The sequence below is a fragment of the Streptomyces sp. NPDC044719 genome (assembly GCF_056433405.1).
Genome location: NZ_JBWKHE010000002.1, coordinates 164,932 through 177,358 on the forward strand (window position 1 = coordinate 164,932; position 12,427 = coordinate 177,358).

The window sequence follows — 12,427 nt, forward strand, 5'->3', positions numbered from 1 at the left end:
ATGTCAACCTACGCCGAGTACACGACCGGCGAACCGGTCGTCGACACCAAAGCCCCCGCCGGGCCCGTGGCCGAGCGCTGGGACAAGCGCCGCTTCGAGGCCAAGCTGGTCAACCCCGCCAACCGGCGCAAGCACACGGTGATCGTGGTCGGGACGGGCCTGGCCGGCGGCTCCGCGGGCGCCACCCTCGCCGAACAGGGCTACCACGTCGTCCAGTTCTGCTACCAGGACTCCCCGCGCCGCGCCCACTCCATCGCCGCGCAGGGCGGCATCAACGCCGCGAAGAACTACCGCAACGACGGCGACTCCATCCACCGGCTGTTCTACGACACCGTCAAGGGCGGCGACTTCCGGGCCCGCGAGTCCAACGTCCACCGGCTCGCCCAGATCTCCGTCGAGATCATCGACCAGTGCGTGGCCCAGGGCGTCCCGTTCGCCCGTGAGTACGGCGGGCTGCTCGACACCCGCTCCTTCGGCGGCGTCCAGGTGTCGCGCACGTTCTACGCCCGCGGCCAGACGGGCCAGCAGCTCCTCCTCGGCGCCTACCAGGCCCTCAGCCGGCAGATCGCCGCCGGGAACATCGAGATGCACCCGCGTACCGAGATGCTCGACCTGATCGTGGTCGACGGGCGGGCGCGCGGGATCGTGGCCCGCGATCTGATCACCGGCAAGATCGACACGTACTTCGCGGACGCCGTCGTCCTCGCGAGCGGCGGCTACGGCAACGTCTTCTACCTGTCGACGAACGCCATGAACTCCAACGCCACCGCCATCTGGCGCGCCCACCGGCGCGGCGCCTACTTCGCCAACCCCTGCTTCACCCAGATCCACCCCACCTGCATCCCGCGCACCGGCGACCACCAGTCCAAGCTGACGCTGATGAGCGAGTCGCTGCGCAACGACGGGCGTATCTGGGTGCCGAAGGCGAAGGGGGACCAGCGGCCCCCGAACGAGATCCCCGAGGACGAGCGCGACTACTACCTGGAGCGCATCTATCCGTCCTTCGGCAATCTCGTGCCACGAGACATCGCCTCCCGTGCCGCGAAGAACGTGTGCGACGAGGGCAGGGGCGTCGGCCCCGGAGGCCAGGGCGTGTACCTGGACTTCGCCGACGCGATCGCGCGGATGGGCCGCGAGGCCGTCGAGGCCAAGTACGGCAACCTCTTCGACATGTACCAGCGGATCACCGACGAGGATCCGTACGAGGTGCCGATGCGGATCTACCCGGCCGTGCACTACACGATGGGCGGCCTGTGGGTGGACTACGACCTGCAGACCACCGTCCCCGGCCTGTTCGCGATCGGCGAGGCCAACTTCTCCGACCACGGCGCCAACCGGCTCGGCGCCTCGGCGCTGATGCAGGGCCTGGCCGACGGCTACTTCGTCCTCCCGGCGACCATCAACGACTACCTGGCCCGCAACCCGCACCACGACGCGGTCACCGACGAACACCCCGTCGTCCAGGAGGTGCTGGCCGAGACCCAGGACCGGATCAGCCTGCTCCTCGCCGTCGACGGCGACCGCACGCCCGACTCCTTCCACCGGGAGGTCGGCGAGCTGATGTGGGAATTCTGCGGCATGGCCCGCACGGACTCCGGCCTGCGCAAGGCCCTGGAGCGCATCCCGCAGATCCGGGAGGAGTTCTGGCGGCGGATCAAGGTGCCGGGCACCGGCGAGGAGTTCAACCAGTCGCTGGAGAAGGCCAACCGCGTCGTCGACTACCTGGAGCTGGCCGAGCTGATGTGCCTCGACGCGCTGCACCGCGCCGAGTCCTGCGGCGGCCACTTCCGCGAGGAGTCCCAGACGCCCGACGGCGAGGCCGAACGCAAGGACGAGGAGTTCGCCTACGCGGCCGCCTGGGAGTTCACCGGCACCGGTGAGGCTCCGGCCCTGCACAGGGAAGACCTGGCCTTCGAGTACGTCCACCCCACTCAGCGGAGCTACGCATGAAGCTCACCCTGCGCGTCTGGCGGCAGCGGAACGCCGACGCCGACGGCACGATGTCCACCTACCAGGTGGACGACATCTCGCCCGACATGTCCTTCCTGGAGATGCTCGACACGCTCAACGAGGAGCTCATCCTGCGGGGTGAGGACCCCGTGGCCTTCGACCACGACTGCCGCGAGGGCATCTGCGGCGCCTGTTCCCTCGTGATCAACGGGGACGCGCACGGGCCGGAACGCACCACGACCTGCCAGTTGCACATGCGGTCCTTCGAGGACGGCGACACGATCGACATCGAACCGTGGCGGGCGTCCGCCTTCCCGGTCATCAAGGACCTGGTCGTGGACCGGTCCGCCTTCGACCGGATCATCCAGGCCGGCGGCTACATCACAGCGCCGACGGGCGCGGCTCCGGAAGCGCACGCCACGCCGGTGCCGAAGCCGGACGCCGACTTCGCCTTCGAACATGCCGAGTGCATCGGATGCGGGGCGTGTGTCGCCGCGTGCCCGAACGGGGCGGCGATGCTGTTCACGTCCGCCAAGGTCAACCATCTCAATGCGCTGCCGCAGGGGGCGCCCGAGCGGGAGACGCGGGTCCTGGACATGGTGGAGCAGATGGACGAGGAGGGGTTCGGGGGGTGCACGCTCGCCGGGGAGTGTGCCACGGCTTGTCCCAAGGGAATTCCGCTGATGTCCATCACCGGTATGAACAAGGAGTGGTTGCGGGCCACTCGGCGGGTGGGTAAGCGCTAGTTGCCGGGTGCGGGCTGACTGTGGCTGGTCGCGCAGTTCCCCGCGCCCCTGAGGGGCACGCACTTCTGGCATTCAATCTCCTGGCATCCGCGATCCTGGCAGTGGTTACTCGGTGGTCAGGCGGCATGGGCACAACAGTGGGCGGCGGCACCGCTCGCCGCCTCCGGCCCGTGACCAGGAGAGAGCCATGACCGGCGTACTGACCGTCGACCGTCCCGCGCAGCCCACGGCCCCCACCCGCTACACCGTCGCCCTCGCCCGGAACGAGGAGGACGTGCGTGCCGCGCAGCGGCTGCGGCACGATGTCTTCGCAGGGGAGCTGGGCGCCCTGCTGACCGGCCCGCAGCCGGGCCTGGACGTCGACTCGTTCGACGCGTACTGCGACCACCTGCTCGTCCGCGAGGAGACGACCGGCCAGGTCGTCGGCACCTACCGGCTGCTGCCGCCCGAGCGCGCGGCGGTCGCCGGGCGGCTGTACTCCGAGAGCGAGTTCGATCTGACGTCCCTCGGCGGGATCCGGCCGGAACTCGTCGAGGTCGGCCGCTCCTGTGTGCACCCCGACCACCGTGATGGCGCGGTCATCAGCCTCATCTGGGCCGGTATCGCCCGCTACATGGTCGACCGCGGCCACGAGTGGCTCGCCGGCTGCTGCTCCATCCCGCTCGCCGACGGCGGCGCCCTCGCCTCCGCCACCTGGGACCGGGTGCGCGACAAGCACCTGTCGCCGCAGGAATACCGCGTCCAGCCGCTGCTGCCGTGGATCCCGGGCCCCGCACCCGCCGCCCGCGTCGAACTGCCCGCCCTGCTCCGCGGCTACCTGCGCCTCGGCGCCTGGGTCTGCGGCGAGCCGGCCCACGATGCGGACTTCGGCGTGGCCGACCTGTACGTGCTGCTGCCGATGAGCCGGGTCAACTCGCGCTACCTGCGCCACTTCCTCTCCCTCGTACCGGCCTGATGAGCGCCTGGCTGCCCCTCGCGCCCTGTACGCCCCGGGCGTGTGTCGAGCCGGTGGCGAGGGCCGTGCCCTGGGCCGTGCTGCGGCTCACCGCGGTTGTCCTGCTCCTCCTCGCCGGGATCGTGCTGACGCCGTTCGGCGCACGGATCCCGGCGTCCCTGGTCCGGCGGTGGTGCCGGTGGATCGTGCGGGCCGCAGGGGTCCAGGTCCGCGTCACCGGCGCCGCCGCCCCCACCGGCGGACTGCTGCTGGTCGCCAACCACATCTCCTGGCTGGACATCCCGTTGCTGGCCGCCGTACGTCCCGCCCGGATGCTGGCCAAGACCGAGGTGCGGCAGTGGCCCGTCGCCGGGCCGCTGGCCGCGCGCGGAGGCGTCCTGTTCATCGACCGGGACCGGCTGCGGGCCCTGCCGGGCACCGTCGCCCGCATCGCCGAGGTGCTGCGCGAAGGCCGGGCCGTCGGCGTCTTCCCCGAGGGCAGCACCTGGTGCGGCCGCTCCCAGGGGGTCTTCCGCCGGGCCGTCTTCCAGGCCGCCCTGGACGCGGGGGCCGCCGTCCAGCCCGTGCACCTTCAGTACCGGATCGCCGGCGGGTCCACGAGCACCGCGCCCGCCTTCGTCGGCGACGACACGCTGCCGGCCTCGGTCTGGCGTGTGGTGTCGGCACGCGGACTGGTGGCCGACGTCGACGTACAGGCCGTCATACCCCCGGGTGCCCACCCCGACCGGCGCTCGCTCGCCCGGGCCGCCCAGCCGGCGCCACCCGCACAGCCCGCCTGGACACACGCCGCCCTGGTGACCCGGCCGTACGGCGGCGCGAAAAATCCGGTGACCGTCCCCGCGCCCGCTGTTACCGTCGCATCCATGGAGGTCATCAAGCGCACCGAGACCGCAGCCGCGCGAGCGACCAGCTCACCGGCTGCCGACGCCTGACCTCGTCACCCCTTCCCGGCGGCCGGAAACGGACCGCCAGGACCCCCGTACTCTCCGGCTTCCCCGACGCGGTTCGTTCCGGTCCCCTGACCTCAAGGAGACCACCATGGACACGGACCGGACCGTACGGACGTTCAACGACTTCTTCCGTGAGCGCGGGCACCGGCTCGTCACCGGCAGCACCCTGCTGCCCCCGCCCTCGGACCCGGTGCTCTTCACCACGGCCGGCATGCAGCCCCTCACGCCGTACCTGCTGGGACGCCCGCATCCGCAGGGGCGGCGGCTGGTCAACCTCCAGCGCTGCCTGCGCACCACCGACCTGGACGAGATCGGCGACACCACACATCTGACGGTGTTCGAGATGCTCGGCTCCTGGTCACTGGGCGACTACGACCACGCCCAGTCGCTCCGCTGGGGGTACGAACTGCTGCGCGACGGTTTCGGCATCCCGCACGAGCGGCTGCACGTCACGGTCTTCGGCGGATCCGACCAGGTCGGCCCCGACACCGAATCGCTGCGCGTCTGGGAGAACCTGGGGCTGCCGGTGGAACGGGCCGGGGACGAGAACTGGTGGTCCAACGGCCCGGCCGGCCCGTGCGGCCCCGACTCGGAGATCTTCGTCTGGACCGGCGAGCCCGGCACCCCGCCCCGGGGCACCCCCGGCACCGACCCGCGCTGGACCGAGCTCTGGAACCACGTCCACATGCGCTACGAGCGCCACACCGACGGCACTCTCGTCCCCCTGCGACAGCCCGGCGTCGACACGGGCATGGGGCTGGAACGCCTGGTCGCCGTACTGCAGGGGCACCGGTCGGTCTACGACACGGACGTCTTCGAACCGTGGATGCGGACCGTGCCCTCGCTGTGGGGCCTGGACGGCCCGTCGACCCGTCTGGTCAGCGACCACCTGCGCGCCGGCATCGTCGTGCTCGGTGACGGCGTACGGCCCTCGAACACCGGCCGCGGCTACGTCCTGCGCCGGCTGATCCGCCGTCTCCTGACCACACTCGGGCGCGGCGACTCCTCCCGCACCCTCGCCGACCTGCCCCCGGAGCCGATCGAGCACACCCTCGACCACTTCCGCCAGTCCGCCGGCCGGGACCTCGTCCGGGAGGTCCTCCTCGACGAGGAACAGCGGTTCGGCAGGCTCCTCGAACGGGGAAGGCGCCTGCTGTCCCGGCCCGAATACCAGGGACCGCTCAGCGAAGAGGACTACGGCTACCTCCACGACACCCACGGCCTGCCCCGGGACCTCGTCGCCGGTCTGCTCGCCGCCCGCTGACCGGCTGTGACCGGGCCCGTCGGCCGTCTACGACGGGCCCGAGCCGAGCGCCCGGCCCAGATACCGTGCCGTGGCGCCCGGCTCCGCCCGGGCCACCTGCGCGGGCGGTCCCGCCGCCACGATCCGGCCGCCCGCGTCGCCGCCGCCCGGGCCGAGGTCGATCACCCAGTCGGCACGTGCGACGACGGACATGTCGTGCTCGACGACGATCACCGTGTGCCCGGCGTCGACCAAACCGTGCAACTGGCGCATCAGGACGTCCACGTCGGCCGGGTGGAGACCGGTCGTCGGCTCGTCGAGGAGGTAGAGCGTGTGGCCCCGTCGGCCGCGCTGCAGCTCGCTCGCCAGCTTGATGCGCTGCGCCTCGCCGCCGGACAGTTCGGTCGCGGGCTGGCCGAGGCGCAGATAGCCGAGACCCACGTCCAGCAGGGTGCCGAGGCTGCGGGCCACAACCGGGGTGTCCGCGAAGAACTCCGCAGCGCTCTCCACCGTCAGGTCCAGCACCTGCGCGATGTTCCGTCCCCGGTACGTCACCTCCAGCGTCGCGGGGTTGTACCGTGCCCCGCCGCAGTCCGGGCAGGGCGCGTACGTGCTCGGCAGGAACAGCAGCTCCACGCTGACGAACCCCTCGCCCTGGCAGGTCTCACAGCGCCCGCCCGCCACGTTGAAGGAGAACCGGCCGACACCGAAGCCGCGTTCGAGGGCGCCGTCCGTCGCCGCGAACACCTTGCGCACCACGTCGAAGAGTCCGGTGTAGGTCGCGAGGTTCGAACGCGGGGTGCGCCCGATCGGCCTCTGGTCGACCGAGACCAGCCGGCCCACCCCCGCCGTGTCCGCCCTGTCCTCGGTGATCTCACCGAGGAGCGTGGACTTGCCCGAACCGGACACCCCCGTGACGGCGGTGAACACGTTGAGCGGGAAGTCGGCGGTCACGCCCCGCAGGTTGTGCCGGGTGACCGGGCCGGTCCTCAGCCACCCGCTCGGTTCGCGGACCTCCCGGGCCGGGGCGGGGGAGCGGTCGAACAGGTAGCGGGCCGTCGCCGAGTCCGCGACGGCGGCCAGTTCCGCCACCGGGCCGCTGTGCAGCACCCGCCCGCCGTGCTCGCCCGCGTCGGGGCCCACGTCCACCAGCCAGTCGGCGCCGCGTACGACATCCAGGTGGTGCTCCACCACGAACACCGAGTTCCCGGCCGACTTCAGCCGCTCCAGCACCGTGAGCAGCGCCTCGGTGTCCGCCGGGTGCAGCCCGGCCGACGGCTCGTCGAGGACGTAGACGACGCCGAACAGGCCGGAGCGCAGCTGGGTGGCGAGGCGCAGGCGCTGCAGTTCGCCGGCCGAGAGGGTGGGGGTGGGCCGGTCGAGGCTGAGGTAGCCGAGGCCCAGCTCGACGACCGGTGCGATCCGGGAGGTGAGGTCGCCGGTGAGGACCCGGGCGGTCTCCGACGTCGCGTCGAGACCGGCGGCCAGCTCCACCAGCGGCAGCGCCGCCAGCTCCGCGATGGTCCGGCCGCCGAACGTCACCGCCATCGCCTCGGGACGCAGCCTGCTGCCGCCGCAGGCCGGGCAGGGCGCACTGGTCAGGTACCGTTCGGCCTTCGTCCGCAGGGTGGGACTCTTGGAGTCCGAGAAGGTCTTCATCACGTACCGCCGGGCGCTCATGTACGTGCCCTGGTACGGCCGCTGGATGCGGTCCGCGTCCCGCACCGGGTGCACGGTGACCACCGGCTGCTCGTCCGTGAACAGGATCCACTCCCGGGCCGCGGCGGGAAGCTCCCGCCACGGCCGGTCCACGTCGTGGCCGAGCGCGTCGAGGATGTCCCGCAGGTTCTTGCCCTGCCAGGCGCCCGGCCACGCGGCGATCGCGCCCTCGCGGATCGACAGCGACGGGTCGGGGACCAGCGACTCCTCGCTCGTACGGTGCACTTGCCCGAGCCCGTGGCACTCCGGGCAGGCCCCGGCCGCCGTGTTGGGCGAGAACGCGTCGGAGTCGAGGCGCTCGGCGCCGGGCGGGTAGGTGCCGGCCCGGGAGAACAGCATGCGCAGGGAGTTGGAGAGGTTGGTGACGGTGCCGACGGAGGAGCGCGAGGTGGGGGCGGCGCGGCGCTGCTGGAGCGAGACGGCCGGCGGCAGGCCGGTGATCTCCCCGACCTTCGGCGCGCCGACCTGGTGGATCAGCCGGCGCGCGTACGGCGCGACGGACTCGAAGTAGCGCCGCTGGGCCTCGGCGTAGATCGTGCCGAACGCCAGCGACGACTTGCCCGAGCCGGACACGCCGGTGAACACGGCCAGCACGTCCCGGGGGATGTCGACGTCGATGCCCTGGAGGTTGTGCTCGCGGGCGCCACGGACGCGGACGTAGGGGTCGTGGGAGGTGTGGGGGTCGTGCATGAGCAGGACTCTAACCGGGGGCGATCGCGGCCAGCCGCCGGTAGGAGTCCAGCAGGGCCTCGCGGTCGTACGTGCTGGTGGTGACCAGGACCTCCTGGGCGCCCGTCTCCTTCAGCAGCGTCTGAAGCTCATCGGCCACCTGCTCCTCGGTGCCGGCGACATGACCGGCGAGGCCTGCCTCGTAGAAGCCGCGCTCCTTGCCGGTCATCGTGAGCGCCCCCACGCGCTCGGCGGGCGACAGGGGAGGGAAGGTGCCGTGAGTACGGGAGTACGCCATCGCCCAGGCCTCCGGGACCAGCAGCCGCCGGGCCTCCTCGGGGGTGGCGGCCACGGCGATGGTGCCCGAGACGACGACGTACGGCTCCGGCGCCCAGGCGGAGGGGCGGAAGTGCTCGCGGTAGTGGTCGATGCCACGCCGCATCTTCTCCCGGTTGCGGAGATCGCCGATGACCATGGGCAGGCCCGCGCGGGCGGCGATGCCGGCGCCCTCGCCCATGGCCAGGACGAACGGCGGCACGGTCAGCCCCTCGGCGGGGCGGGCATGGACCCCGGTGGGGGAGGTGCCCCGGAACCAGCCGAGCAGCTCCCGCAGCTGGTCCTCGAAGTCATCGGCGTCGTCCTTGTCGCGGCCCAGGGCCCTGCGCACCCCGTCCGTGAAACCGACGGACCGGCCAAGGCCCATGTCGATCCGCCCGGGGAACAGCGACTCCAGCACCCCGAACTGCTCGGCCACGACCAGCGGCCGGTGATTGGGCAGCATCACCCCGCCGGTGCCCACCCGGATCGTCCGCGTCGCGGCGGCCACGGCGGCGGCCAGCACGGTCGGCGCGGAACCGGCGACCCCGGGAACTCCGTGATGCTCCGACACCCAGACCCGGTGGTAGCCCAGCCGCTCCAGCTCCCCCGCCAGCCGCACGGTGTCCCGCAGCGCCTCGGGGTGGGTGTGGCCCTCGCGGGTGCGGGAGCGGTCGAGGACGGACAGGCGTACTGGTTCCATACGAGGTTCTACGCCGCTCGGGGCCGCCGGTATTCCGCCGCCGCTCGGGGGCCACCGCCGGAAAACCGGGTGACCGTGTCCTGGCAGGTCAGGACAATGGCCCGGTATCCCGTAGTGAAAGGCGGCCGACCGTGACCGTCCCCAACGTCCTGCTCTCCGGCATCGTCGGATCGACCGCGTACGGACTCGCCCGCGAGGGTTCCGACATCGACCGCCTCGGCATCTTCGCGGCGCCCACAGCGGAGCTGCACGGTCTGCGCCGGCCCAAGGAGTCCCACGTCAGCACGGCGCCGGACAGCACGCTGCACGAGGCCGCCAAATGGTGCCGGCTCGCCCTGGGCGGCAATCCGACCGCGATGGAGCTGGTGTGGCTCCCCAACGAGCTGTACGAGGTGCGGACCCCGCTCGGCGACGAGCTCATCGGCATCCGTACGGCCTTCCTGTGCGCCAAACGCGTCCGGGACGCCTACCTCGGCTACGCCACCCAGCAGTTCCGGCGGCTCGAGACGCGCGGCGACGGCTCGTTCTCCGCGGACACCCGCAAGCGCACCGCGAAGCACGCCCGGCATCTCAAGCGGCTGTGCGGGCAGGGCCTGGAGCTCTATACCACCGGGCGGCTGACGATCCGCGTCGAGAACCCGGAGGAGTACCACGCCTTCGGGGAGCGCGTCGCCGCCGACCCGTCTGCCGCGCTGCCCCTGCTCAGACACTACGAGGCCGCCTTCGACGCCGGCCCCACGGCGCTGCCCGACGTACCCGACGAGGCACCGGTCGAGGCATGGCTGCGCCGGGTCCGCGCGCACTTCTACGCGGAGGCCGCGAGCTCAGCCGTCCGGGCGTAGCAGCCCACGCTCGTAGGCCTTGACCAGGTTCTGCGGTACGAGGTGGCGGACGCCGTCGACGGTGACCGGTACCAGTGCCGGGGTGGCCGCCTTCCACTGGGCGCGGCGGTGGCGGGTGTTGCTGCGGGACATCTTCCGCTTCGGGACAGCCATGGGGACTCCTCCTCGGTGGTCGGGCACCGAGGACGCTACATGAAAATGGATCCCATTAACAATGTGCGTCCCCGGTGCCCGTTCGCCGAGGCCTCCCGGGGCGGGTCAGTCGTCGGCGCCCACGAGCATCCGCACCTCGAACTCCTCGTGCACGCTGCTCTCCTCGGCCGGGCCCTTGTCCAGCACCGTGCCGAGCCAGCCCAGCAGGAAGCCCGCGGGGATGGAGACGATGCCCGGGTTCTGGAGCGGGAACCAGGCGAAGTCGACGTCGGGGTAGAAGGAGGCCGGGGCGGAGGAGACGACGGGGGAGAACACGGCGAGCAGGACGGAACAGGCCAGGCCGCCGTAGAGGCTGAGCAGTGCCCCCTTCGCCGTGAAGCGCCGCCAGAAAAGGGTGTAGATGATCGTCGGCAGGATCGCGGACGCCGCGATGGCGAAGGCGAGGAAGGCGAGCGTCGCGGTGTTCGCCCCCCAGGCGACGAGGGCCAGCAGGATGCCGAGGATGCCGATGACCGCTCCGGACAGCCGGGCCACGGTCAGTTCCTCCGTCTCACTGGCCCGGCCCTTGCGGATCACCTCGCTGTACAGGTCGTGCGCGAGGGACGAGGCCGCCGCCAGGGTGAGGCCCACCGCCACGGCGAGCAGGGTCAGATAGGCCAGGCAGGTCAGCAGCGCGGTGAGCACACTGCCGCCCAGTTCGTGGGCGAGCAGCAGGACGGAGGCGTTGCCGGTGCGGTCCGTGTTCTCGATGGTGTCCCGGCCGAGGAGCGCGGTGGCGCCGAGGCCGAGGATGCCGGCCCCGAAACAGACCGCGCCGACCAGACCGACGGCCCACAGGAGGGAGGAGCGCAGCACGCCGCTCTTGCGCGGGGCGAGCAGCCGCATCAGTACGTGCGGGAGCGCGGCGAGGCCGAGGACGATGGCCAGTTCGAGGCTGAAGAAGTCCAGCTTGTTGCTGACGGTCCCGCCGTAGCGCAGCCCGGGTTCGAGGAAGCTCAGGCCGGCACCGCTGCGTTCGGACGCCCTCTCCAGCAGGGCGTTGGGGTTCCAGTCGAAGTGGTGCAGCACCCAGCCCGCGGTGAACAGCACGCCGGCCACCAGCATCACGGCCTTGATGATCTGGATGACCGTGGCGCCCGGCATGCCGCCGAGGGAGGCGTACAGAATCACGAAGGTGCCGATCACGGCCACGCACAGAGTGCGGGTGGTGGCGCTCGGAGCTCCGGTGAACTGCGTCAGCAGTGCGACGCTGCCGACGAGTTGGGCCACCAGATAGAGCGTCGCGATGGCCAGGATGCAGACCGCGAGCGCGACCCGCACCGGCCGCTGCTGCCGGGGCAGGCGCAGCGCCACCGTGTCGCCCAGCGTGAACTTGCCCGTGCGGTGCAGGGGTTCGGCGATCAGCAGCAGCACCATCATCCAGGCGACGGTGGTGCCGCCGAGGTACATCAGTCCGTCGTACCCGGTCAGGGCGACCAGTCCGGTGCTGCCCAGCAGGGTGGCGGCGGACAGGTAGTCGCCGCACATGGCCAGGCCGTTGCGCAACGGCGACATGGCGCGGTTTCCGAGGTAGAACTCGCTGATCTCGTCACGCTGAGGTGCGGTCAGCAGTGCCGTGAACAGGGTGATCACGACGACGGTCAGGAACAGGACGAACGTCAGCTGCAGGCTGCTGTCGTCGATGGCGGCGGCGGTCCTCACCACGTACGGAACCCCCTCGTGCCGTGCTGGAGGGGCTGTCCGGCGCCCTGGGGCGCCGTGGCCGAACGGGCGCGGCGGCTGTCGTTCTCGAACTGACGGGACCTGAGGCCGCGGGCGAGCGGATCGACCCGGCCGCGCATGTGCCGGACGTAGCACCAGGCGGTCACGCCCATGATGACGAACTGCCCGAGGCCGAGGGTGAGTCCGATTGTGAGGTGGCCGAACAGCGGCTGGTTCATCACCGCGGGAACAAAACTCGACAGCAGCACATACAGCAGGAATCCGCCGGCGGACAGGACCGTCGCCCGGGCGCCGAACCGGCGCTGCGCGCGACGCAATGAGTGAAATTCGGGATGGTCGGATATACGAGACGGCGGTGTGTGTTCGATGTGCGGAAGCGGGAATGTGGGAGTATCTTCCCGCCGCGGTGGGAATTCGGGCACAGGCGCACCTTCTTCGCTGCTTCGTGCCCCGCACTCGA

At 71.5% G+C, this 12,427-nt stretch carries 11 protein-coding genes; 6 read left to right on the top strand and 5 right to left on the bottom strand.

Annotated features, from left to right (window positions below):
- The 5 genes from AC07DF_RS07400 (at nt 1) to AC07DF_RS07420 (ending at nt 5,865) form a co-directional block, all read left to right on the top strand.
- On the top strand, nt 1-1,950 hold the full coding sequence (locus tag AC07DF_RS07400) for a fumarate reductase/succinate dehydrogenase flavoprotein subunit (RefSeq protein ID WP_478967862.1): 1,950 nt from the start codon (nt 1-3) through the stop codon (nt 1,948-1,950).
- Nucleotides 1,947-2,696 carry a succinate dehydrogenase/fumarate reductase iron-sulfur subunit gene (locus AC07DF_RS07405; RefSeq protein WP_478967864.1) on the top strand — a complete coding sequence of 250 codons (750 nt, stop codon included), beginning with the start codon at nt 1,947-1,949 and terminating at the stop codon, nt 2,694-2,696. The genes AC07DF_RS07400 and AC07DF_RS07405 overlap by 4 nt, the downstream gene beginning before the upstream one ends.
- A gap of 187 nt (nt 2,697-2,883) precedes the next feature.
- Nucleotides 2,884-3,651, top strand: coding sequence for a GNAT family N-acetyltransferase (locus AC07DF_RS07410; protein ID WP_478967866.1), 768 nt, complete (start codon nt 2,884-2,886; stop codon nt 3,649-3,651).
- The gene (locus AC07DF_RS07415) at nt 3,651-4,583 is read left to right on the top strand and encodes a lysophospholipid acyltransferase family protein (RefSeq protein WP_478967869.1); all 933 of its coding nucleotides are present in this window, start codon (nt 3,651-3,653) and stop codon (nt 4,581-4,583) included. Before AC07DF_RS07410 ends, AC07DF_RS07415 begins: the two co-directional genes overlap by 1 nt.
- Nucleotides 4,584-4,689: 106 nt before the next feature.
- Nucleotides 4,690-5,865 (top strand): alanine--tRNA ligase-related protein, encoded by a 1,176-nt coding sequence (locus tag AC07DF_RS07420; protein WP_478967871.1) that lies wholly within the window; start codon nt 4,690-4,692, stop codon nt 5,863-5,865.
- Nucleotides 5,866-5,892: 27 nt separating this feature from the next.
- On the opposite strand, the gene AC07DF_RS07425 is transcribed toward AC07DF_RS07420, so the two are convergent.
- Together AC07DF_RS07425 and AC07DF_RS07430 are read right to left on the bottom strand one after the other, a co-directional pair.
- Complete coding sequence (locus AC07DF_RS07425; RefSeq protein ID WP_478967873.1) at nt 5,893-8,253, bottom strand: excinuclease ABC subunit UvrA; 2,361 nt, start codon at nt 8,251-8,253, stop codon at nt 5,893-5,895.
- A gap of 10 nt (nt 8,254-8,263) precedes the next feature.
- The gene (locus AC07DF_RS07430; RefSeq protein WP_478967875.1) at nt 8,264-9,250 is read right to left on the bottom strand and encodes an LLM class flavin-dependent oxidoreductase; all 987 of its coding nucleotides are present in this window, start codon (nt 9,248-9,250) and stop codon (nt 8,264-8,266) included.
- Nucleotides 9,251-9,381: 131 nt separating this feature from the next.
- Here AC07DF_RS07430 and AC07DF_RS07435 point away from each other — a divergent pair, with 131 nt between their 5' ends.
- Nucleotides 9,382-10,092: a nucleotidyltransferase domain-containing protein gene (locus AC07DF_RS07435; protein ID WP_478967877.1), complete on the top strand. Its 711-nt coding sequence runs from the start codon at nt 9,382-9,384 to the stop codon at nt 10,090-10,092.
- Here the strand turns inward: AC07DF_RS07435 and rpmF are convergent.
- The 3 genes from rpmF to AC07DF_RS07450 form a co-directional block, all read right to left on the bottom strand.
- On the bottom strand, nt 10,075-10,245 hold the full coding sequence (rpmF, locus tag AC07DF_RS07440; RefSeq protein WP_104786949.1) for a 50S ribosomal protein L32: 171 nt from the start codon (nt 10,243-10,245) through the stop codon (nt 10,075-10,077). The two genes, AC07DF_RS07435 and rpmF, sit on opposite strands and share 18 nt — an antisense overlap.
- 105 nt (nt 10,246-10,350) lie before the next feature.
- On the bottom strand, nt 10,351-11,946 hold the full coding sequence (locus tag AC07DF_RS07445; RefSeq protein ID WP_478969438.1) for a sodium/solute symporter: 1,596 nt from the start codon (nt 11,944-11,946) through the stop codon (nt 10,351-10,353).
- Nucleotides 11,943-12,389 (bottom strand): DUF485 domain-containing protein, encoded by a 447-nt coding sequence (locus tag AC07DF_RS07450; protein WP_478969440.1) that lies wholly within the window; start codon nt 12,387-12,389, stop codon nt 11,943-11,945. Before AC07DF_RS07450 ends, AC07DF_RS07445 begins: the two co-directional genes overlap by 4 nt.
- Nucleotides 12,390-12,427 lie beyond the last annotated feature (38 nt).